This is a genomic window from Myxococcus xanthus (assembly GCF_013116825.1).
GTDB classification, from domain to species: domain Bacteria; phylum Myxococcota; class Myxococcia; order Myxococcales; family Myxococcaceae; genus Myxococcus; species Myxococcus xanthus_B.
In genome coordinates this window covers 1-23,399 of the sequence record NZ_JABFNS010000078.1, presented here as the reverse complement: position 1 = coordinate 23,399, position 23,399 = coordinate 1, and the positions used below count along the sequence as shown (strand labels likewise).

Below are 23,399 nucleotides of genomic sequence, written 5' to 3'. Positions count from 1 at the left end.
TCGCCGCCGAGCACGGGCAACCCCTTCATCCAGACGCCCAGAGAACCGACGCGTGGCGCGGGAGGCTCAGGGCCCCTGGTTCTCGCGCACGGCGGCCGCCGTCTGGTCCAGCTCCGCGGACAGCAACACCAGCACATCGTCGAGGGAGATCAGCCCCACCACCCGCCCCTTCGCGTCCACGATGGGCAGGCGCCGCACGCCCTGCTGCCGAAGGGCGAAGAGCGCCTGGTCGATCGAGTCCTCCACCTGGACCACGGCGGGCTCCGGCGACATGACGTCCGAGACGGCGATGGCCGCCGGATCCTCCCGGACGGCCACCACCCGGGTGACGATGTCCCGGTCGGTCAGCAGGCCCACGGGGCGCAGGTCATCCTGGACGACCACGAGCGCCCCCACATGGCGGTCCCGCATGGCCGTGGCAGCCTCCGCCACGCTCTGCGTGGGTTGGATGATGGCCACCGATTTACGACAGAACCTCGCGAGCGACATGGCACCTCCCTGGACGCCGCGGGCGTGCCCCTGGCCGCGCCGTTTGATGGCGGGAGCGCCCCGCACGCGTCATCCTGTCAGGAAGGCAGCGCACGAAAGGGACTCGGTGCAACCCACCCGGCTGGAGCGTCACGGCGAGCGCTTCCTCCAGCGTCGAGCGGCGGCGGGATTGCCGGGGAGGCCCTCCCTGCCGTGAGCCTGGGAGGGGCTGGAGCCCCGAGCCGCGCCGTCTCGCGCCGGATGGGCGGCGGCGCGCGGGCGCGAGAGCACCAGGGGGAGCGAGGCCACCGCCACCCCCACGGCGACACGCGCCCAGTCATCCGGGTGCAGCGGGCGCAGCATCAGCAGGTGCGCCAGGGCCGGCACCTGGATGAGCAGCAGCGACACACCTGTCGTCAACGCGCAGACCCACCGTGCCGTGCGCGTCCGCAAGCCTGTGAGCACGGCCGCGAACACAGTGCTCGCGAGCGTGAGGGAGGCCATCGCCACCGCGCGTCCATGCTCCACGTCACGCCCCACGCCCAGGCTCCGGTCGTAGCTCCACACGAGCCCCACGGTCATCAGCCCCCCCACCAGCGCGAGCGTGGCCCAATCCCCCGCCGAGAAGAAGCGCGCGGAGCCCCGGCGCCGCATGGGCGCCAGGCGTCCCGGACGCGCCGCGGCCTGGAAGGCCAGCATCGCCGTGGGATGGATGATCAGCTCCAGCCAGACGATATGGACGGGCAGGTATAGAAGTGGGTACCCCGCCAGGGGCAGCAGCGCGGCCGTCACCACGAGCGGGATGTGGATGAGCAGCAGATAGAGGAAGCACCCCTGGAGATTGCGGAAGAGCTGACGCCCCTCCGCGATGGCCCGCACCAGCGTGCCGAAGTCATCATCCAGCAGGACGATGGAGGCCACCTCACGCGCGCTGCGGGTCCCCCGCTCCCCCATGGCGATGCCCACGTCCGCCGCCTGGAGCGCGGGCACATCGTTCACGCCATCCCCCGTGGCGGCCACCACCTCGCCCCGCCGCTGGAGCGCCGTCACCAGGGCGTACTTCTGCGCCGGCACCGCGCGGGCCACCACGTCCACGTCCGGCACGGCTCCGTCCTCGTGCAGCCGCGCCTCCAGTTCCTCACCGATGAGCACCCGGGGCCGCGCTCCACCGAGCCCCAACTGGCGGGCCACCGCCAGGGCCGTCGCCGGGTGGTCGCCCGTCACCATCACCGTCCGCAGTCCGGCCTCCCGGCACTCCCGCACTGCCTCTGGCACGCCCGGGCGCACCGGGTCCTCGAAAGCCACGAGGCCCAGGAAATGGAATCCCCGGTCCGGCTCACCGCCCCGCCAGGCCGAGGCGTCCAGCGACTGGCTCGCACAGGCGATGACCTTGCGCCCCTCGGCCGCGAGCGCCGACACGCGCTCCCCCCATGCCTCGCGCGCCCCGGCATCCAGCGCGCAGAGGTCCAGCACCCGCTCCGGCGCGCCCTTCACGGCGGCGAGCAGGCGCCCCTCCGCATCCTCCACCACCGCCGTCTCACGCCGGCGCTCTTCGGTGAAGGGGAAGGTGGCCCCAACCCGTGGGCGTGCCACGCCGGGCCGCGCACGCGTGGCCGCTTCGAGCAACGCGGCATCGAGCGGGTCCCCGCCCTCCTCGCGTGAAGCGAGCGCCGCGGTCCACAGCAACGCTTCGGCCTGGACGCCCGGCGCGGGCAGCGTGCGCGCCACCCGCAAGCGGCCCTCCGTCAGCGTGCCCGTCTTGTCCGAGCAGATGCAGGTGACCCGGCCGATGTTCTCGACGGACACCAGGCGCCGCACCAGGGCCTGCCTCCGGGCCAGCCGGTACACGCCCGCACCGAGGAAGAAGGTGAAGGCCACCGGAAACTCCTCGGGGAGTGCCGCCACGGCGAGCGTGGCCGCGCTCAGCAGCGCGTCCATCCACCCGAAGCCCTGACGCCAACGAACGAACGCGAGCACCACGCACAGCACGGCGGCCACTCCCATCAGCACCGCCACCAGGTGGGCCACGGCCTGCTGGAGCGGCGTGCGCGCCTGCGCGCCCTGCGTGGCCGAGCGCACGATGCTCCCGTAGAGTGTTTCCCGCCCGGTGAAGACGATTCGCACCCAGGCCGTCCCGGTCAGCAGCCGCGTTCCGGCAAGCCCCCAGTGTGAGCCGTCCACCGCCGGCTCAGCGCCCGGAGGCAGCCGGGACAGTGGCCGCTTGCGCACGGGCAATGCCTCTCCGGTGAGCGAGGACTCCTCGGCTTGCAGGCACTCGCCGCGCACGACCACCCCGTCCGCGGGAAAGTGCTCGCCCGCCTCCACTCGCGCCAGGTCGCCCACCACCAATTCGTCCGCGGTGACCACCTGCTCGCGCCCCGCACGCAGCACGGTGGCGCGCGCGGCCAGCCGGCTCTGCAGGCCGGCGGTAGAGGCGCGCGTCCGGCGATGCAGGAACCCGTCCATGCCGAGCAGCGGGACGATGGCCAGCAGCAACACCAGCCCCTCGGTCCGCGCGCCCAGAACGAAATAGAGCCCGCTCGTTCCCACGAGGAACCAGAGCATCGGGTCTCCGGCGGTCTCGCCCAAGACGTGGAGCCACGAGCGATGGGATTGCGCCAGCACGTCATTGCGCCCATAGCGAGCCCGCCGCTCGCTCACCTCGTCCGTGTCGAGGCCGCGAGCATCGTCCAACGGAGCAGGAAGGCGCCGGATGGGGACGGGGATTCGCATGGCCGCTGTACCAGGACGAAGCTGGAGGCCAGGGCGGAGGTTTGGCAACCCAGCGCTTCGGGCATGCGCCCAAGTGTGGCACGAACCCCCTGTGTCCAGCGGCAACATGCCGGGCGCATGACAGCCATCCCCCTCTCAGGCACTGCTGGCGTGGTAGCGCCTCGCGCCCAGCTTACTGCCCGCGACGCGTTCGAAGCGACGCCCATTGAAAGGAAGGTGGCACATGTCCGCGCGGCCGTTGCTCCAGCGACTGTTCTATTCAGCGCTGCCCCTCGCCGTTGCCTGTGGCCCATTATCGTCCACGCCGTCGGCTCCTCCCGGGCCCGAAGACGCGCAGCACGCGCCCCCGGTGCTCACGGCGACCCGCGCCCAGGATGAGGGGCTGGGGAACCCGTCCCGCGTGGAGGACATCGTGCCGGGACAGCCCGGCTCCGCCCCCACGTCCCTGACGGACGTCGCGGGGACGCTCTTCTTTCTCATCACCGACGCGGCGCATGGCATCGAGCTGTGGAAGAGCGACGGCTCCAGTCGAGGCACCCGCCTGGTGGAGGACCTCACCCCCGGCCCCGAGAGCTCGGAGTTGCACGCGCTCACGGCGATGGGACGGACGCTCTTCTTCATCAGGGCCACGCCCGACTACCGCGCCGAACTGTGGAAGAGCGATGGCACCGCCGGTGGCACCTCGTACCTCATGGACATCGACCCGCTCTACAACGCGTATCGGTCGCCGGGGCTGACTGTCTTCAAGGGCTCGATCTATTTCTTCGTCACCAATGACGCACACGGCACCGAATTGTGGAAGACCGATGGCACCCGCCGAGGCACCGCGCGCGTGGTGGACATCGTCCCCGGGCAGGAGCGCTCCCGGGAGCTGGTGGTGTCTGGAGACTTCCTCTACTTCTTCGCCGCGGACGCGCTATGGCGGACGGATGGGACGACGACGGGCACGGCGCGCGTGCGCCGCTTCGAGTCGGGTGACCCGGACGAGTACCCCTCTTTCTTCTCCGCGACGGACGCGGACGGGACGCTCTACTTCCTCATGTTCTTCAACTACGAGGAGCGCGAGGACCCGCCCGCTTTCGTGACGCTGTGGAAGAGCGACGGCACGACGCGAGGCACGGTTCCCCTCGGGGATGTCCGGACGCCGGACGAGAACCTCGAAGCCTTCGCGATGACGGCCGCCGGACGCCGCGTCTTCTTCCGCTCGACGGACCCGGCCGCGGGCGTGGAGCCATGGACGAGTGACGGCACGCCGGGCGGCACCCGGCGCATCGCGGACCTGCGCCCTGGACCGGCCAGCTCGTATCCCCGGGAGCTGACCGCGCTGGGCTCGGTGCTCTACTTCTCCGCGTACGTGCCGGGGCTCGGCGACGAGCTGTGGCGGACGGATGGCACGCCCGGCGGCACGCGCCTGGTGAAGGACCTCCGCGCCGGAGAGCCCAGCCCCAGCCTCGCCTACCTGGCAGCCGTGGGCGGCCGGCTCTTCTTCACCGCCTACGAGCCCCACAAGGGCCACGAGCTCTGGACGAGCGATGGGACACGCGGGGGCACCCGCCGCGTGGAGGACCTCGCCCCGGGGGCCTTCTCCTCGTCCCCCCGCGATTTCACCCGCTCCGGTTCGCGGCTGTTCTTCGTGGCCCAGGACCGCTACCGCGGCGCCGAGCTGTGGGCCGCGAAGCTCGACTCTGGCGGCCACCTCGCCGGGGCCGAGCGTCTCGTCGAGACGAGCCACGCGAGGCACTCGGGCTCGGGGCCCGCGTACCAGTTGCAGGACATCGTCCCCGGCCTGGGGGACCCGGCGCTGTACTCAGCGGTCGACGCGGACGGGAGGCTGTTCTTCTTCGCGAACGACGTGAGCACGGGCCTCGAGCTGTGGACGAGCGACGGCACGCCCGAGGGCACCCGGCTCGTCAAGGACATCCGCCCCGGCCCCGAAGGCTCCATCTCCGTCTACACCTATGCCCAGGAGCTGGTGTCCCACGGCCGGCGGGTCTTCTTCACGGCGGATGACGGCATCCACGGCACCGAGCTGTGGACGAGCGACGGCACGGAGCGAGGCACCCGGCTGGTGAGGGACCTCCGCCCCGGCCCGGAGTCGAGTCGAGCGGTCCCCTTCGTGGCGGGCGGGGTGCTGTTTGTCTCCGCCGATGATGGCGTCCACGGCAGCGAGCTGTGGCGAAGCAACGGCACGGAGGCGGGCACGGTGCTCGTGCGGGACATTTACCCCGGCGCGACCGGCTCGAGCCCGAGCAACCTGAACGAGCTCCGAGGCGCGCTCATCTTCGTCGCCACCGACCCCGAGTATGGGCCCGAGCTCTGGCGGAGCGACGGCACGCCCGAGGGAACCTACCGCGTGTCGGACACCGACATCGGCTTCGCGTCCGAGCCCATGCGAGTCGTGGGGGACCTGCTCTTCTTCAGCGCCCAGGACTGGGGGCGCGGCACCGGAGAGGAGCTATGGCGGAGTGACGGCACGCCCGAGGGCACCTTCATGCTGGGCGACCTCGCGCCGGGGCTCCAGGGCTCCTACCCGGCGACTGTCACCGACGTCGGCGGGACCGCCTTCTTCTTCGCCTACAACCAGGTCTATGGCCGCGAACCCTGGGTGAGCGACGGCACGCCGGAGGGCACGCGCCTGTTGAGGGATGTGAACCCGGGTGACGCCTGGTCGGTCTCCTATCCGGGCTTCGGCGCCGCCAGCGAGGGCACGTTCTTCTTCGCCGCATCGAGTCCGCTCCACGGCGAGGAGCTGTGGAAGAGCGATGGGACCGAGGCGGGCACGGTGCTCGTCCGGGACATCAACCCCGGCCCGAGCTCCTCCCTCCTCTGGCTGGAGCTGTACGGCGTGGAGGACCTGCTCCTCTTCGGCGCCGATGATGGCGTCCACGGCGCGGAGCCGTGGGTGAGCGACGGCACGCGGAGGGGGACGCGGATGTTGCAGGAGCTGGTCCCGGGCGTGAAGGGCTCCATGCCCTTCCCCCGGTACTTCATCCGCTCCGGCCAGAACGTCTTCTTCCACGCCGACGACCTGTCCACGGGCAAGGAGTGGTGGGTCGTCCCTGTGCGCGATCTGGACTGAGCCTCCGTGCAACAGGTCCTCAACCCTCAGCGGGTTGGGGCTCCTCCTCCGTCAGCGCCTTCGCCTCCTGTAGATGGCGAAGGCGCTGACGTCGTGATGGGCCTGCGTGGACTGTCTCGCGGGCGGCGGTGCCCGCGACCGACGCGCAGGTGAGGAACGAACCCTCCGTCCCCAGAATGCCGCGCCACCCGGCGCATCACGCGCCTTCAAGGAGCAACCCATGATGAAGTCCTTGCGTCCCTTTCCGGTGCTGCTGGCCCTGCTGGCGGGTTGCGCCCCGACGGTGGACGACGAGCCTGACCCTTTCGGGGAAGACACCGGGATGTCTGCGCTGGCCCGGCGTGAGTGGGCGCCCTGTGGCTCCACGCCCAGCAGACTCAGGGACCTCGGCTCCACGAGCGTCTACGTCTACGACCTGGTCCACGGAGAGGGCGTCCTCTTCTTCGCCGCGAACGATGGCGTCCATGGCATCGAGCTCTGGAAGAGCAGCGGCACGGGGGGCGCCGGGACGGCCATGGTGAGGGATATCGCGCGGGGGCTGGAGAGCTCGGGGCCCACGGATCTCACCATGGTGGGGGACCGCCTCTTCTTTCTCGCGGATGACGACGTGCGAGGCCGCGCCCTGTGGGCGAGCGATGGCACCGAGGCGGGCACGTACCTGGTGAAGCGGGTGCTCCCCATCGACGCCAGCTTCGGCGAGGGACAGACGCTGGTGGCCTACAAGGACCGGCTCTACTTCTCCACCGTGCTCCCCGATGGCACGGATGGGTACGAGCTGTGGACGAGCGATGGCACCGAGGCGGGCACCTTCATGGTGGAGGATACCGCTCCCGGCCAGGCCAGCTCCTTCCCGCGCCGCTTCATCGTCCACGACGGATTTCTCTACTTCGTCATCACCATGGAAGATGAGAACTGGCTGGTGCGCAGTAACGGTGGGCCGGGCTTCACCCCCTTGCTCAAGGTCCCCGACGATTCGCGCAACGACGAAGCGCGCATCTTCCGCATGAAGTCGGTGGGCCGGAAGCTCTTCTTCCTGGTGGACGTCAACGACGGCGAGGCCAGCCTCTACGTCACGGAGGGCACTGCCTCCAGCACGCGCCCGCTCCGCTTCTTCCCGGGGAGGTACCCCCACGACCTGGTGGCGCTCCACGGCAAGCTGTACTTCAGCGCCGGCTCGGGGCTGCCCGAGGGAGAGGAGCTGTGGGTGAGCGACGGCACGCCTGAGGGGACGCGGCGGGTGAAAGACCTCCTCCCAGGCGCCGCGGGTTCGGAGCCCACCTCCCTGGCGGTGCGCGGAGGGCGTCTCTACTTCGCCGCGGATGATGGTTCGCACGGACGCGAGCTGTGGGTGAGCGACGGCTCGGCCTCCGGCACGCGGCTCTTCAGGGACGTCGTGCCCGGAGCCGAGGGGTCCTCCCCCGAGAACGTGACGGCCCTCCAGGACTGGCTGTTCTTCAGCGCGACGACGCCGGGACGTGGGGCCGAGCCGTGGGTGAGTGACGGCACCCCCTCCGGCACGCGGGCGCTCGACGAGCTGGCTCCAGGCCCGGCCTCATCCTCGCCGCGCGACTTCATCCGCTCCGGCTGGGACGTGTTCTTCACCGCCGAGGGAAGCACTGGGCGCGAGCTGTATGCCCTGCCCTTCCGTCCCGAGGACCGCTGCGCGCGGGCGCGTTAGCGCGAGGCGCCCGCGCGTTGCACACAGCGGCGCGGCCATCGCCCCGTCCCATGAGCGAGGCCTCACCAGAGACACGCCCCGCCAGCCCCTGTGTCCGTGGCAGACCCGCACGAGCCATCCTCCGAGCAGATGGCTCGTCGCGCGCGGTGCCCCTGCTTCCTTCGCCACATGAGGCATGCCGCCTTGCGGAGGAGGAATCAAGGGCAAGGGATTCAGACGGCTCCCACTCATCCTATTGGCGCTCGGGCTCACGCGGTCAGCGGCGCCTCGGGGCCAGCGGCGGAACCGTCACACGTCATCGTCGTCATCGAAGCGGCGAAGGTCGCGCTGGCGCGCCAGGGTCTGCTTGCGACGCTGGAGCGAAGCGCTCGCCGCCGGCGCCTCTTCACGGCGCTCCTGCCCCACCGCTTCCGCCGGCTTCAGCAGCGCCGCCAGGGACTCCACGGTGACGCCTTCGTAGAGGCTCGATGCAGGCAGGTCCAAGCCCAACTGCTTCTTGATGCGGCCACTGAGCTGCACGGCGATGAGCGAGTCGCCGCCGAGTTCGAAGAAGTTGTCCTGGATTCCGATGGGCGCCACGCCCAGCATCTCCTGCCACAGCTCCACCAGCGACCGCTGGAGTGGCGTTCCCGGCATGACATACGCACTGCGAAGCTGTGGGCGCGGCTGATACGGACGAGCACTGACAGCGTCGCCCCCCGGTTCCGCCTGCGATGCCTGAGGCGGGGTGGCGTCCGGCACCGACGCCACGGGCTGGGATGCAATCGTGCTCCGAGGCGCAGGCTCGACGGCGGCGGGCTCGTTCCAGAAGCGCTGGCGCTCGAAGGGATAGGTGGGAAGTGGCACCCGATATCGAAGCTCCGCGCCATGGTACCCCTTCCAGTCCACGCGGACGCCCGCTTGCCACAGCCGGCCGAGCGTCTCATCGGCCAGCGGCGCCATGCCGGCGGTGGCCCGGTCGTCCTTGGGCGGTGGCATGGAAGCCAGCACGGAGTGCGAGGCCGTAAACGCGGGGTGACGCTTCGCCAGCTTCCCCAGTACCTGGCCCGGGCCGACCTCCAGCAACACGCGCCTGGCGTCGCTGAGGAGCGCGTGCAAGCCGTCCGCGAAGCGCACCGTCCCGCGCAGGTGCTCGGCCCAGTAACGAGGGCTCGTCGCCTGCTCGGCGGTCACCCAGGTGCCGGTGACGTTGGAGACGAATGGAAGCGTGGGCGCCGCCAGCGGCACCGTGGCCACTTGCGCGGCGAACGCGTCAAGGATGGCGTCCATCATCGACGAGTGGAAGGCGTGCGACGTCACCAGCGCCTGGCACTGAATCCCCGCCTCCTGGAGCTGCCTTCGCACCGCTTCGACAGCGGGGTGCGTCCCCGACAGCACGCACTGCATGGGGCCATTGACGGCCGCCAGACTCAGCTCCGCCCCGCCTGCGCGCAGGTACGGCTGAACCTCGTCCTCGGACAGGGGCACCGCCAGCATCGCACCGGAAGGAAGACCCTGCATGAGCCGGCCACGCGCGGCCACCAGTCTCAGCGCGTGCTCCAGCGAGAAGACACCCGCGAGGCACGCCGCCACGTATTCGCCGATGCTGTGTCCCAGCATCGACTGCGGCATCACGCCCCAGGACATCCACAGGCGCGCGGTAGCGTACTCCAGCGTGAAGAGCGCGGGCTGCGTGAGCGCCGTCTGAGCCAACTTCGTCCCGCTGACCTCGGCGGCCTCGGGCTCAGGGTACAGCACCGTCCTCAGGTCCAGTCCGTCCAGGTGGGGCTTCAGCAACTCCGCGCAGCGGTCCACCTCGGCGCGGAAGACGGGCTCTGCCTCGTAAAGCGCTCGCCCCATGTCCACGTGCTGCGACCCCTGGCCCGGGAAGAGGAACGCCACGGAGCGCTCCACCGCGTCTCGCGCCTCCGTAAACACACGAGGGCATTGTGGCTGTGACAGCGCGTCGACCGCATCCTCCGCGCTGCGCGCCAACACGAAGCGACGGTGCAGGAAACGTTGGCGTCCGGCCTGGAGCGTCCAGGCCACGTCCGCCAGATTCCCGCCCCCTTGGTTCTTCAATGACGCCACCAGCCGCGCCGTGACCGCCTCCAAGGCGGAGGGCGTCCGGGCCGACAGAGGCAACAAGTGCCAGGCGCGTCGCGAGGGTGCGCTCGCGGGCAACCGGGGCGCCTCCTCCAGCACCACGTGCGCGTTGGTGCCGCCCACGCCGAAGGAGCTCACGCCCGCGCGCCGCGGCGAGTCTCCCGCGGGCCAAGGCTTGAGCGAGGCGTTGACGTAGAACGGGCTGCTGTCGAAGTCGATGGCTGGATTGGGCCGCTCGTAGTGAAGACTGGGCGGCAGCTCGCCGTGCTTCAGCGCCATCACCGTCTTCATCAGGCCCGTGATGCCCGCGGCCGCGTCCAGGTGGCCCAGGTTGCCCTTCACCGAGCCTAACGCGCAAAAGCGCCGCCGCTGGGTGGTGGCCCGGAAGGCCTTGGTGAGCGCCTGCACCTCGATGGGGTCGCCCAGCGGCGTGGCGGTGCCATGGGCCTCCACGTAGCTGATGTCGTCCGCCTCCAGTGCCGACGCCGCGAGCGCCTCCGCCACCACCTGCGCCTGGCCCTCCACGCTGGGCGCGGTGAAGCCCGCCTTCAGCGCACCGTCATTGTTGGTGGCCGTGCCCTTGATGACGGCGTGGATGGTGTCACCGTCCCGCACCGCGGCTCGCAGCTTCTTCAGCAGCACCACGCCCACGCCGCTGCCGAAGAGCGTGCCCTGCGCCTTCGCATCGAAAGGCCGGCAGTGACCATCCGGCGAGGCCATGCCGCCCTCCGCGTGCCGGTACCCGTTGAAGAATCCCACGTTGACGGACGCACCGCCCGCGAGCGCCATGTCGCACTCGCCATTGAGCAGGCTCTGGCAGGCCTGGTGTACCGCCACCAGCGAGGTGGAGCACGCGCTCTGCACGGTGTGGCTGGCGCCCCTCAGGTTGAGCTTGTACGAGACGCGGGTGGCCAGGAAGTCGCCCCCGTTGCCGATGTTCACCTGCACCGGCTCGAAGGACTCCAGCACGCGTGGGTTCCGCGCAAGGTTCATCAACAGGTACGTGTTGAGCGTTGCGCCGCCGAACACGGAGATGGGGCCACCGTAGTCACGCGGTGAGTAGCCAGCGTGCTCGAGCGCCTCCCAGCTCGCCTCCAGGAAGACACGGTGCTGGGGGTCCGTGATCTCCGCCTCGCGTGGCGGCATCTCGAAGAAGGCCGCGTCGAACGACTCCGGCTCCGGAAGGATGGCCGCGGCCCGCACGAAGGACGGGTCCTCCAGCCGCTCCTCCGGCACACCGGCCGCGCGGGCCTCTTCCTTGGAGAAGAAGCGGATGGACTCCACACCTTCGCGGAGATTGGCCCAGAGCGTGTCCACGTCCCGAGCGCCGGGGAAGCGCCCGGCCATGCCGATGATGGCGACGTCGGCGTCGTCGAACTCCTGCGCGAGCTTGCTGTCCAAGGTGTCTTCTCCAGGTTCTCGTAGGTCGAAGGAGGCTTCGGTGTGGGAACGCGCCCTACTCGCGACGGCTGCGTCGCTCTCTGCGTTGAGCCCCGCGGCTCTGGCTGGACTCGAAGGCGGTGGTCTCCGCTGGGGCCGGCCCCTGCCCCAGCTTCTTCGCCAGGGTGGCCACGGTCGGGGCCTCGAAGACACTGGTGAGGGGCACGTCACGCCCCAGCTCCCGCTTCATGCGCCCGACGATCTTCAGCCACAGGAGTGAATTCCCTCCCAGGTCGAAGAAGTTGTCGTGAATCCCCAACTGCTCCAGCCCCAGTTGCTCCTGCCACACACGCACGAGCGCGCGCTCCACCTCATCAGTGGGTGCCACGTACTCCGTGCCCAGCGCGGGGCGCGAGTGCAGCGTGCCCCCCGCGTCCTTCTTCGCGCCCCCACTTTCGCGCCGCACCCACTGCGCCACGCGCGCGTCCAGGTTGCCCGTGGACACCAACACCTGCCCTTCCAGCGGCGCCTCCACCACCCGGCGGAAGGCCTCCACCGCCTCGTCAGGCGTCATGGCGAACTGGTCGATGCTGGTCTGGACGGCCTTCGCACCTTCGGCGGCATCCACCGGCCATCCATCCCAGTTGGTGCTCAGCCACCGCGTGCCCCCGGTCCGCGAGCGCGCCGCCGCGAAAGCATCCAGGAAGGCATTGGCCGCCGCGTAGGCCCCCAATCCCAGGCCGCCCAGCACCGTGGCGTTGGAGGACACCAACAGCACGAAATCCAACGCGCGGCCCGCCAGCGCCCGGTCCAGTGCATATGTGCCATGCACCTTCGCCCGGAAGTGCGGCGCGCACGTCGCCGGCTCCATGGAGCCAAGTAACGACACCGCGCCATCGCCCGCGAGCCCCGCGGCGTGGATGACGCCATCCAGCCCGCCAAAGCGAGAATCCACCTCCGCCAGGACCGCGCGCAACTGCGCCTCATCCGCCACGTCCGCACGAGCCACCAGCACCTCCGCGCCCGCGGCCTCCAGCGCCCGCACCGCACGTCGACGGCGGCCATCCGCGTCCTGCTCCGCGCCGGAGCGCCCCACCAGGACCAGCCGCGCCTGCCTGGTGCGCGCCAGGTGGTCCGCCATCCGCAAGCCCACGCCGCCCAGGCCACCCGTGATGACATAGACGCCGCGCTGCTTGAGGGGCCAGGACACGGGCGTGTCCGCTTCGATGCGCAGCGGCTCGTACGCCTGCACCTGCCGGTGTGGGCCGCGCCAGGCCACCACCGGATCCGGAGCATCCGACGTCACCTCCCGCACCAATGCGTCCACCGATGGCGTGCGAACGTCCACGTAGCGACACGCCACGGTGTCCAACTCCTGCGGAATCACCTTGCAAAGCGCCGGCAGCGTGGCGCGCTCGGGAGCCACCGTATCGGCGCTCTCCACCTCCAGCGCTTCGCGCCCGACCACCGTCAACTCCACGAGCCCCGGCAGCTCCGCACCGGACAGGGCCTGCGCCAGCCGCAGCACGCCAAAGAAACCGCGCGCCTGGGCCTCGTCGAAGTCCGCCCCAGACACATCGAGGCTCCAGAGGTACACCACGCGCTCCACGTTGAAGCTCCGAGCCTTCAATGCACGCAGCAGCTGGACGTGGTCCTCACGCTCTCGCCCATCCACGGTGAACTCGTGCTCCGTCACCTGACGGAAACCGGGGCCGGGCGTCACGCGAATGACACCGTGGCCCAGGCGCTCCAGCCGCTCCGCCAAGGCCGCCCCCAGGCCCCCCGCATCCTGGTAGACGACCCATCCGCGCGGCGTCACGGGCCCTGCCTTGGGCATCAACGGCGCGCGCTGCCACGAGGGCAGATAGAACCAACCGGCCACGTCCGCGCTCTTGCGCGCGACACCCCGGCGACGCGAGGAGGACACCTCCGGCGCCAGCCAGTAATCCTGGCCCTCGAAGGGATAGGTCGGGAGCGGCACACGCAGACGCCGAGCACCGCCATGCACCGCGCTCCAGTCCACCTCCATGCCCGCCGCCCAGAGCCGGCCGACGGTGGTGGTGAGAAACGCGTCATCCGGCACCGGGTCCTGGGGGTGACGCAGCGAGGAGAGTACCGAGGGGGCCTTGGGCCCATTGAGCTGCAGGCGCGCCAGTGTCCCCAACGTGCGGCCTGGACCCACCTCCAGGTAGACGCGGCCAGGCTGCGCGGAGAGCGTGCGGATGCCGTCACCAAAGCGCACCGTCTGCCGCAGATGCCGGGTCCAATAAGCCGGGTCCACCGCTTCCTCGGGCGTCATCCATGTGCCGGTGACGTTGGAGACGATGGGCAGCGTGGGCGCATTGCGCGTCAGGGTCCCCACGAAGGACTCGAAGCGCGCGAGGATGGGCTCCACCAGGTGCGAGTGCGCCGCCACGTCGATGGGGATGTGACGGAACTCCACCTCGCGCCGGGTCAGCTCGGCGGCCAGCGCCTCGACGGCCTCCACGCTCCCGGCGACCGCGCACTGCGCGGGTCCGTTCATCGCGGCAATGGACAGCGAATCCCCCAGCAACGGGCGAAGCTCCGCCTCGGGCAACGGGACGCTGAGCATGCCGCCACCGGGCAGCTCTTCAAAGAGCTTGCCGCGCAGCACCACCAGCGCCAGGGCGTCCTCCAAGGAGAAGACACCCGCGAGGCAGGCCGCGGCGTACTCGCCCAGACTGTGCCCGATGAGCGCCTCGGGCTTCACGCCCCAGGATTGCCACAGCTGCGCCAGCGCGTATTCCACGGTGAAGAGCGCAGGCAGCGCCAGCGAGGTGCGCTTGAGGCGCTGCACGGCATCCGCGGCATTCGCCGCGTCCGGGAACATGACGGGCCGCAAGTCAAAGCCCAGCCGGAGCCGCAGGAGCTCACAGCAGCGATCCACGGCCTCCCGGAACACCGTCTCGGAGGCGTAGAGGCCACGGCCCATGTCCGGGTACTGCGCGCCTCCGCCGGGGAACATGAAGACGGCCGACGGCGTGCTGTTGCCGGGGGCCAGCGTAAACACGCGTTGCGGGTCCCTGGACTCCAGCGCCGCCACGGCGCGCTCCCGGTCCTCACACACCACCACGCGGCGCAGCTCCATCGGCTTGCGTCCGACCTGAAGCGTCCAGGCCACGTCCGCGAACGGCTGTTCCGGGTGGGCCTGCAAGTGCGCCCGCAGCGCGGCCGTCTGGGACTCCAGCGCCGAGGGTGTCTTCGCGGACAGCACCAGGAGCTGCCAAGGGCGTGCCGCGTCCCCCGGGAGAGTGCCAGGCGCCTCCTCCAGGATGACGTGCGCGTTGGTGCCACCAATCCCAAACGAGCTCACCCCCGCGCGCCGAGGCGTGTCCCCCTCCGGCCATGGCTTGAGCGCGGCGTTGACGTAGAAGGGGCTGCTCTCGAAGTCGATGCGTGGGTTGGGCTTCTCGTAGTGAAGGCTGGGAGGCAGCTCGCCATGCTCCAGCGCGAGCACGGTCTTCAGCAGGCCGGTGACTCCCGCCGCCGCGTCCAGGTGGCCCACATTGGTCTTCACCGAACCCAGCCCACAGAAGCCACGCTTGTCCGTCCCCGCGCGGAAGGCCTCCGTGAGGGCCTGCACCTCCACGGGGTCGCCCAGCGGCGTGGCGGTGCCATGCGCCTCCACGTAGGAGATGGAGTCCGGGGACACCTCCGCCACGGCCTGCGCGCGAGCAATGACCTCCGACTGTCCCTCGACCCCGGGCGCGGTGTAGCCCACCTTCATGGCGCCGTCGTTGTTGATGGCCGAGCCACGAATGACGGCGTGGATGGTGTCTCCATCCTCCAGCGCGTCCTCCAGGCGCTTGAGCACCACCACGCCCGCTCCGCTGCCGAAGAGCGTGCCCTGCCCCTTGGCGTCAAACGCGCGGCAGTGCCCGTCCGGAGAGGTGATGCCGCCGTCCTGAAAGTGGTAGCCCGTGCGCTGGGGCATGTGCACGGACACGCCGCCCGCCAGCGCGACGTCGCACTGGTAGCCCAGCAACGACTGACAGGCGAGATGCGTGGCCACCAGCGACGTCGAGCACCCCGTCTGCACGGTGAGCGCGGGCCCCTTGAGGTTGAAGTGATAGGCCACGCGCGTGGCGAGGAAGTCCTTGTCGTTACCCACCATGGCCGGGAACGTGTCCTCGGCCTGCTGGAACTCCGCCCGAGAGAGCAGATTGAACAGCAGATAGGTGCTCAAGCTGGAGCCCGCGAAGACGCCGGTGGAGACCGTCAACCGGCCCGGGGCGTAGCCCGCGTGCTCCAGCGCCGACCAGGCACACTCCAGGAAGATGCGGTGCTGAGGGTCCAGCAACTCCGCCTCACGTGGGGCGTATCCGAACAAAGCCGCGTCGAAGCGCCCCGGCCGCTCCAGGACAGGGGCTGCGCGAACGAAGTTTGGATTGGCCAGCCAGCCGGGCTCCACGCCCAACGCCTTCATCGCTTCGTTGGTGAAGAAAGTGATGGCCTCCCTGCCCTCACGCAGCAGGCGCCAGAAGGCCTCCACGTCTTCGGCACCAGGCACGCGGGCGGCCATGCCGACAATGGCTACCGCGAGACTCGCGTCCCCCTCATACCGGGTGTGACGACCCATGTCTTCCTACCCCCTGCTTCCTCGCGCACGGCGGATGGAACTCGAACCGCTCGAGCTGCTGCTCCAAGCGCCCCTGGGACGAGACTCGGCGGCGCTTCGATGAACTGAAGGACTGGACGAACTCACGTCAGGGGGACGCCCGCATCCCGATCACCGGATGCCCGACATGCACCTGCCTGCCGCGTGCTCGCCCGCTCTCTCTGAGCACGGCAACTACACTCCAGGTAGCTCATCCTGGTACCAGTATGACATTGCCTACCGTTGTAACCCCAGTCTCAATCCAGCGATAACAGCCTAGCCAACTTACACGGCAAAAGTAACTTGGCGAACCTTATAAGTTTTTACCGATGTAGCGACTTTCAGCTTGAAAGCTGCTTTACTTGAAGCGCTGGGGGGCCTGCTTCGCTGCCTGCTGTTTCGCGCGCCAGGGCCCCGGTGCGCTCCGGAATGGAACCGCTGCGCGCGAGCGTGCGGGACCTCCGACTCCCGAGAACATTTTGGGGACTCAAGAACTCATGGCTGGCGACACCCACTGGAACGGGCTGGAGATTGCAATCATCGGGATGGCGTGCCGCTTTCCGGGGGCCTGTAACGCCGAGGCGTACTGGCGGAACCTCCGGGATGGCGTCGAGTCCATCACCTTCCTCCAGGAGTCGGAGCTGGAGCCTTCCGTCATGGAGGACCCGGCGCTGCGCAAGTCACCGCAGTACGTGCGCGCCGCGGCCCCCATCGAGGGCGCGGACCTGTTCGACGCGGCCTTCTTCGGCATCACCCCCAAGGAAGCCGAGGTGATGGATCCGCAGCAGCGAGTCTTCCTGGAGTGTGCCTGGGCGGCCCTGGAGGACTCGGGCTACGACCCCGAGCGCTATCGGGAGCACATCGGCGTCTACGCGGGAGCCCGGACCAACACGTACGTCTTCAATCTCTTCTCCAACCCGGCCGCGCTGGGGATGCTCGGCGCGTTCGAGGTGGGCCTCGGCAACGACCTGGCCTTCCTCAGCACGCGGGTGGCGCACCGGCTCAACCTGAAGGGTCCGGCCTATTCGCTGCACACCGCCTGCTCCACATCACTGGTGGCGGTGCACCTGGCTGCCCAGGCGCTCCTCGCGGGCGAATGCCGCATGGCCCTCGCTGGCGGTGTAGCCCTCCAGTCGCCTCAGCGCACCGGCTACCTGTATCAATATGGTGGCGTTGCATCTCCAGACGGACGCTGCCGCGCCTTTGATGCGCAGGCGCAGGGCACGCTCTTCGGCAACGGCGCGGGCCTGGTGGTGCTCAAGCGCCTGGAGGACGCGCTGGAGGATGGAGACACCATTCACGCCGTCATCCGTGGCTCGGCCATCAACAACGACGGCGCCCAGAAGGCCAGCTTCAACGCCCCCAGCGTCCAAGGCCAGTCACGCGTCATCCGCAGTGCCTTGCTGACCGCGGAGGTGGACGCGCGGAGCATCACCTATGTGGAGGCCCATGGCACGGGCACCCAACTGGGAGACCCCATCGAGGTGCGCGCGCTCACCCGCGCCTTCCGGGCGAGCACGCAGGACACAGGCTTCTGTGCGCTCGGCTCGGTGAAGCCCAACATCGGCCACCTGGACGCCGCGTCTGGCATCGCCAGCCTCATCAAGACGGTCCTCGCGCTGAAGCACCAGCAGCTGCCACCCACGCTGCACTTCCAGGAGCCCAATCCGCAGATTGACTTCGCCGCCAGTCCCTTCTTCGTCAACGCCACCCTGAGGGACTGGGCGCCGGGCCCTACCCCTCGCCGAGCCGGCGTCAGCGCCTTTGGCATTGGTGGCACCAACGCGCACGTCATCCTGGAGGAGGCCCCCTCCGTCGCCCCCACCGCGGACGCCCGTCCCTGGTACGTGCTGCCATTGTCGGCGAAGACGGGCACCGCTCTGGATGCCGCGACGGAGGCGCTGGCCACCCACCTGGAACAGCACCCGGAGCAGGCGCTGAAGGACGTGGCCTTCACGCTGCAAGTGGGACGGCAGGCCTTCCAGCACCGTCGCATCGCCGTGGTGAAGGACCGCGAGCACGCCATCCGCGTGTTGCGAGGCGAGGAGCCAGAGCGGCTGGTGACGCAGAAGCAAGAGGCACGAGGCCGCCCCGTGGCGTTCCTCTTCCCGGGAGGAGGCACCCACCACCTGGGCATGGGCGCGGGCCTGTACCGCACGGAGCCCGTCTTCCGCGAGGCCGCTGACGAGATCGCCCGTGTCCTGCGCCCGCACCTGGGCGTGGACCTGCGCACGGTGCTCTACCAGGAGCCCCTCCAGGAGGTTCCGGGGCTCTCCCGCAACGCGCTCGCGCTGCCCGCCATCTTCCTGACGGAGTACGCCCTGGCGCGGCTGTGGATGTCGTGCGGCGTGGAGCCGGAGCAGATGCTCGGCCACAGCCTGGGCGAGTACGCGGCGGCGTGCATCGCCGGTGTGCTGTCGGTGGAGGATGCGGCGGCCCTGGTGGCGCTGCGTGGGCAGCTCATGGATGAGCTGCCCGCCGGGTCCATGCTGAGCATCAGCCTTCCCGAGGCGGAGGTGGTGCCGCTGCTGGGCCAGGAGCTGGACTTCGCGGCGGTGAATGCGCCCTCGCAGTGCGTGGTCTCCGGCCCACTGGCGGCGGTGAAGCGGTTGATGGCGGAGCTGACGGCGCGCAGCGTGGAGCACCGCCAACTGCACGTGGAGGCGGCGGCGCACTCGCGCATGCTGGAGCGCATCCTGCCGCGCTTCCACGAGCGCGTGTCCCGACTGACGCTCCGTCCACCCGAGCGGCCCTACATCTCCAGCCGGACCGGCCAGGCCGTCACGGGGGACGAGGTGACGCGGCCTCAGTACTGGGTGGACCACCTGCGCCACTCCGTGCGCTTCCGGGACGGCATGCAGGTGCTGCTGGAGGATTCGACGCGCGTCCTGCTGGAGGTGGGACCCGCGCAGTCGCTGACCGCCGTGGCGAGGCTCCAAGGCGAGCCCGCCGGCGCGCGCACCATCGTCTCCTCCGCGCGTCATCCCAAGGATGACCAGCCGGACGAGGCCGTCTTCTTGAATGCGCTGGGACGGCTGTGGCTCGCGGGGGTGGAGGTGGACTGGAGCGGTGTGCACGGGACGGAGACGGTCCGGCGCATCCCCCTTCCCACGTATCCTTTCGAAGGGCAGCGGTATTGGGTTGCTCCACTGGACCGGTCCGCCGCGCTGCTGGCCTCGCAGGCCGTGAGCGCCAGCAAGCTGACCGATGTCGCGGACTGGTTTCACCTGCCCGCGTGGCGGCGCACGCCCCCGGGCACGATGGCGCCCTCCGCGCTCGCCCAGCCTCGGTGCTGGGTGGTGTTCACCGACGGAGGCCCGTTGGCCTCGCGGCTCGTCTCCCGGTTGGAAGAGGCGGGACAGTACGTCGTCACCGTGCACGCGGGCGCCGCGTTCTCCCATGACAGCGATCGGCGCTTCACCGTGGCACCGGGCGCACCTGGGGACTACGTCGCGCTGCTAAGCGCGCTGGAGGACCTGACACCCCGGCCTGAAGTGTTCGTCCACCTGTGGAGCCTGACGCCGCAGGGCGAGCGCGAGTCCGAGCTGACGCGGTTCCAGGCTGCGCAAGCGCTGGGCTACTACAGCGTGGCGAACCTGGGGCAAGCCCTTTCCGGACTGAAGGATGCACGCCCCCTACGGGTGGAGGTCATCTCCAACCACCTGTTCGACCCGGACGGCAGAGCGGAGGCGCTGCCGGAGAAGGCGCCCCTGCTGGGCCCCTGCCGGGTGCTGTCGCAGCAACACGTGCACATCACCGCGCGCGGCGTCGATGTCATCCTCCCTGGTGCAGAAGGCGTTGCGGCGCTGGCGGCACAGCTCGTCGCCGAGCTCGTCACGGAGGCACGAGACGTCCGGGTGGCCTTGCGCGGTTCACGCCGCTGGGTCCAGGAGCTGTCTCCGGTTCGGCTGACGGAGACGGCTGCCTCCGCGCGGCCTCTGCGTGAGCGCGGCGTGTACCTCGTCACCGGGGGCCTGGGCCGCGTGGGCCTGCTGCTGGCCAGCCATCTGGCACGCACGAAGCAGGCGCGGCTGGCGCTGGTGGGCCGCACGCCGCTGCCGCCCCGCCGACTCTGGGACGATTGGATCTCCACCCAGGGTGAGGACGACGACGCCAGCCTGCTCATCCAGCGCGTGCGTGAATTGGAGTCACACGGAGCAGAGGTGCTCGTCCTGAGCGCCGACGTCTCCAAGCCGCACTGGATGCAGGAAGCCCTGGCCGAGGTGGACCAGCGCTTCGGCGCGCTCCACGGGGTGCTGCACTGCGCGGACCTTCCCTCCGCGACGAACCCGAACGCGGAGGCGCGTTTCCGCGCCAAGGTGCGCGGCACGTACGTGCTGGAGGACGTCCTGCGCGGCCGGGCGCTGGACTTCGTGATGCTGTTCTCCGCGTCGGCCGCCGTGCTGTCGCCGTTCGGCGACACGCCTTCGACGGCGGCCAACCTCTTCGTGGATGCGTTCGCGGCCCACCGCAGCCGAGGCACAGGAACGCCTTGGATGAGCGTGGCCTGGGACCCGTGGCCGCGAGCGGCCGGCGCTAGCGATGCACGCGCTCCTGACCTCGAGCCCTATGCCATGACCAAGGACGAAGCCACCGAGGCCTTCCAGCGGGTCGTCACCGGCGGCCTGGATGGCCCGGTGGTGGTGGCCACGGGAGATGTGTCTCGGCGACTGACTGCGTGGCTCCAACGGGCGGTCGCTCTGCCCAAGGTCGCTCGCAAGGTCCGCACCGGAGACGAAGAGCTTCCCGCCAATGAGCTGGAGCGCGTCATCGCGGGCCTGTGGCAGGAGGTCCTGGGCGTCGAACAGGTGGCGCGGCACGACCACTTCTTCGAACTGGGCGGGCACTCGCTGCTCGCCACGCAGGTCGTCGGGCGGTTGCGCTCACGGTTGCAGCTGGACCTGAATCTGGCACTGCTCTTCACGTCGCCCACCGTGGCGGGTCTGGCGAAGGCAATCGCCGACCTCCAGGCGCGGCAACAGGAATCCCTCTATCGCGAGCTGCTCGACCGGGTCACCCGCGTCTCCGAGCAGGAGCTCGCTGAAGAGCTTCGACGCCGCGGCGTGAAGGCCGCGTGAACGGAAGCTCCAGCCCCCGCTGGAGCACCCGATCTCCCACTTTCTGGATATCGACTTCGATGACTGACATCTCTCGGGCCCTCGAGCAGCTTTCTCCCTCGCAGCGCGCCCTCCTCGACCTGCTCCTCCAGGAGCAGCAGTCGGCGCAGCCTCACGCGGCGGCGCCCGTCCTGGTCCGGCGCGAAAGCAACGAGCCCGCTCCGGCGTCCTTTCCTCAGCAGCGCTTGTGGGTCCTGCATGAGCTGGATCCCAGCAGCATGGCTGCCTACAACGTCCATGTGAGCGTGGAGTTCTTCGGGCGGCTGGACCGGGCCCTGCTCACCCGTTGTGTGAACGAGGTGGTGCGCCGTCACGAATCCCTGCGCACGACGCTGAGGAGCCACGGCGGAGATCCGGTGCAGGTGGTCGCCTCCTCGCTGGAGCTCACCCTCCCGGAAGAGGACCTGTCGGCGCTGTCCCCGGAGGCGCAGGGAGATGAGGTACGCCGCCGCATCATCGCGGAGGCCAACTTCGAGTTCGACCTCTCCGCCGGGCCGCTGTTGCGAGTCGGCGTCCTGCGGCTCGCCGCGCAGCACGCACTGGTGCTGTTGACCCTGCACCACTCCGTCACAGACCAGTGGTCCCTGGGCGTGTTCCTCCAGGAGTTGATGGCGCTCTACAACGCCTTCGAGGAGGGCCTGCCTTCGCCCCTGCCGGAGCTGGAACTCCAATATCCAGACTACGCGCGGTGGCAGCGAGAGCAGCTCGAAACGCGGGAGCTGGCCGGTCAGCTCGATTATTGGCGACGGCAGCTCACGCCGCAGCCTCCCGCGCTGGTCGTGCCGTCGGACCATCCCCGACCGGCGCTGAAGACGTATCGCGGCGGGTGGCACCACTTCCGGCTCGAGCCAGAGCTGGCCCGGAAGCTCAAGCAGCTGGCGCAGAAGGAAGGCGCCACGCTCTTCATGGTGCTGATGGCTGCCTACCAGACGCTGCTGCACCGCTACAGCGGCCAGCAGGACTTCGCGGTGGGCTCACCTGTCGCCAACCGCCGGGCGCCCGAGCTCGAACCGCTCATCGGCTTTTTCGTCAACATGCTGGTGATGCGTGCGGATGCGTCGGGGGACCCGACCTTCCGCTCGTTCCTCCACCGAGTGCGGCAGGTCTGCCTGGATGCCTACTCACACCAGGACGTGCCCTTCGACAAGCTGGTGGAGGAGCTGCAACCGCCCCGCGACCCCAGCCGCAACCCGTTCTTCGAGGCCGTCTTCGTCCTCCAGAACGTGCCTCAGCCGGCCCTGCGGATTCCGGGCCTGCTCGCGCGCTACGTGGAGTTGGATCTGGGCGCGTCCCAGTTCGACCTGCTGATGGAGCTGCGCGAGGACCGGCCGGACCGGTTCATCGGCCGCATCGAGTACTGCGCGGACCTGTTCGACGCGAAGACCGTCGAACGGATGGAGCGCCACTACGTCCGCCTGTTGGAGAGCGTGGTGGAGAACGCCGACCAGCGACTCTCCGAGCTGCCCCTGATGCGCACCGAGGAGCGTCAGCAACTCCTGGTCGACTGGAACGCAAAGTCCACAGCGTTTCCGCGTGAGACGCCAATTCACTCGCTCTTCTCCGAGCAGGCGGCTCGCACGCCAGACGCCGTGGCGCTCGTCAGCGGGGAGAGCATCGTCACCTATGCGGAGCTGGACCGCCGCTCCAATCAGCTCGCGCATCATCTGCGCACGTACGGCGTTTCCCGAGGCACCCGCGTGGGCCTGTGCCTGGAGCGCTCTCCGGACATGGTGGTGGGCCTGCTCGCCATTCTCAAGGCCGGCGGCGCCTACGTGCCCATCGACCACCACTACCCCGCCGAGCGCATCTCCTTGCTGTTTCAGGAGGCCGGCATCGGCGTGCTCGTCACGACGAAGCCATTGGCGGAAGGACTCCCTGCATCCAACAGCAAGCACGTATGTGTGGACGCAGATGCGGACCTCATCGCCGCGTTGCCACATGACGCGCCTCCCTCCGTGGCCGTGGGTGGTGATGACCTCGCCTACGTCATGTTCACCTCCGGCAGCACCGGCCGGCCCAAGGGCGTCTGCATTCCTCACCGAGCCGTCGCAAGGCTCGTCCTCGCCAATCTCTTCATCCACTTTGGCCCTGACGAAGTCTTCCTCCAGCTCGCTCCCGTCGCCTTCGACGCTTCCACCCTGGAGCTCTGGGGCGCCCTGCTTCACGGCGCGCGCCTCGTCCTCGCTCCGCCTCACACGCCTTCTCTGGACGAACTCGCCGCGCTGCTGACTCACCACCGCG

General features: G+C 69.7%; 8 protein-coding genes. 4 read left to right on the top strand and 4 right to left on the bottom strand.

Annotated elements, in window-relative coordinates; all coding sequences use genetic code 11:
• Nucleotides 1-66 precede the first annotated feature (66 nt).
• Both HNV26_RS22255 and HNV26_RS22250 read right to left on the bottom strand, forming a co-directional pair.
• The gene (locus HNV26_RS22255) at nucleotides 67-489 is read right to left on the bottom strand and encodes a CBS domain-containing protein (protein WP_171439454.1); all 423 of its coding nucleotides are present in this window, start codon (nucleotides 487-489) and stop codon (nucleotides 67-69) included.
• Nucleotides 490-618: 129 nt separating this feature from the next.
• Entirely contained in the window at nucleotides 619-3,201 is a 2,583-nt protein-coding gene (locus HNV26_RS22250; protein WP_171439453.1) for a cation-translocating P-type ATPase, read from the bottom strand.
• Nucleotides 3,202-3,424: 223 nt separating this feature from the next.
• Between HNV26_RS22250 and HNV26_RS22245 the strand changes: the two genes are divergently transcribed.
• Nucleotides 3,425-6,280, top strand: a complete 2,856-nt coding sequence (locus HNV26_RS22245) for an ELWxxDGT repeat protein (RefSeq protein WP_171439452.1) — start codon at nucleotides 3,425-3,427, stop codon at nucleotides 6,278-6,280.
• A gap of 220 nt (nucleotides 6,281-6,500) precedes the next feature.
• Entirely contained in the window at nucleotides 6,501-7,958 is a 1,458-nt protein-coding gene (locus tag HNV26_RS22240; protein WP_171439451.1) for an ELWxxDGT repeat protein, read from the top strand.
• 288 nt (nucleotides 7,959-8,246) lie between these two features.
• Here the strand turns inward: HNV26_RS22240 and HNV26_RS22235 are convergent, their stop codons facing one another.
• Nucleotides 8,247-11,444, bottom strand: coding sequence for a type I polyketide synthase (locus tag HNV26_RS22235; protein WP_171439450.1), 3,198 nt, complete (start codon nucleotides 11,442-11,444; stop codon nucleotides 8,247-8,249).
• Nucleotides 11,445-11,499: 55 nt separating this feature from the next.
• Nucleotides 11,500-16,023 carry a type I polyketide synthase gene (locus HNV26_RS22230; protein ID WP_171439449.1) on the bottom strand — a complete coding sequence of 1,508 codons (4,524 nt, stop codon included), beginning with the start codon at nucleotides 16,021-16,023 and terminating at the stop codon, nucleotides 11,500-11,502.
• 515 nt (nucleotides 16,024-16,538) lie between these two features.
• Here HNV26_RS22230 and HNV26_RS22225 point away from each other — a divergent pair.
• Together HNV26_RS22225 and HNV26_RS22220 are read left to right on the top strand one after the other, a co-directional pair.
• Entirely contained in the window at nucleotides 16,539-21,119 is a 4,581-nt protein-coding gene (locus tag HNV26_RS22225) for a type I polyketide synthase (RefSeq protein WP_253816904.1), read from the top strand.
• A 59-nt stretch (nucleotides 21,120-21,178) separates the two neighbouring features.
• On the top strand, nucleotides 21,179-23,399 hold a 2,221-nt coding region (locus tag HNV26_RS22220), incomplete at its 3' end, for a non-ribosomal peptide synthetase (protein WP_171452866.1).

Coding starts and splice junctions, on each gene's coding strand:
- HNV26_RS22240 (WP_171439451.1), top strand. CDS start 6,501: ATGATGAAGTCCTTGCGTCCCTTTCCGGTGCTGCTGGCCCTGCTGGCG.
- HNV26_RS22230 (WP_171439449.1), bottom strand. CDS start 16,023: ATGGGTCGTCACACCCGGTATGAGGGGGACGCGAGTCTCGCGGTAGCC.
- HNV26_RS22250 (WP_171439453.1), bottom strand. CDS start 3,201: ATGCGAATCCCCGTCCCCATCCGGCGCCTTCCTGCTCCGTTGGACGAT.
- HNV26_RS22245 (WP_171439452.1), top strand. CDS start 3,425: ATGTCCGCGCGGCCGTTGCTCCAGCGACTGTTCTATTCAGCGCTGCCC.
- HNV26_RS22225 (WP_253816904.1), top strand. CDS start 16,539: ATGGCTGGCGACACCCACTGGAACGGGCTGGAGATTGCAATCATCGGG.
- HNV26_RS22255 (WP_171439454.1), bottom strand. CDS start 489: ATGTCGCTCGCGAGGTTCTGTCGTAAATCGGTGGCCATCATCCAACCC.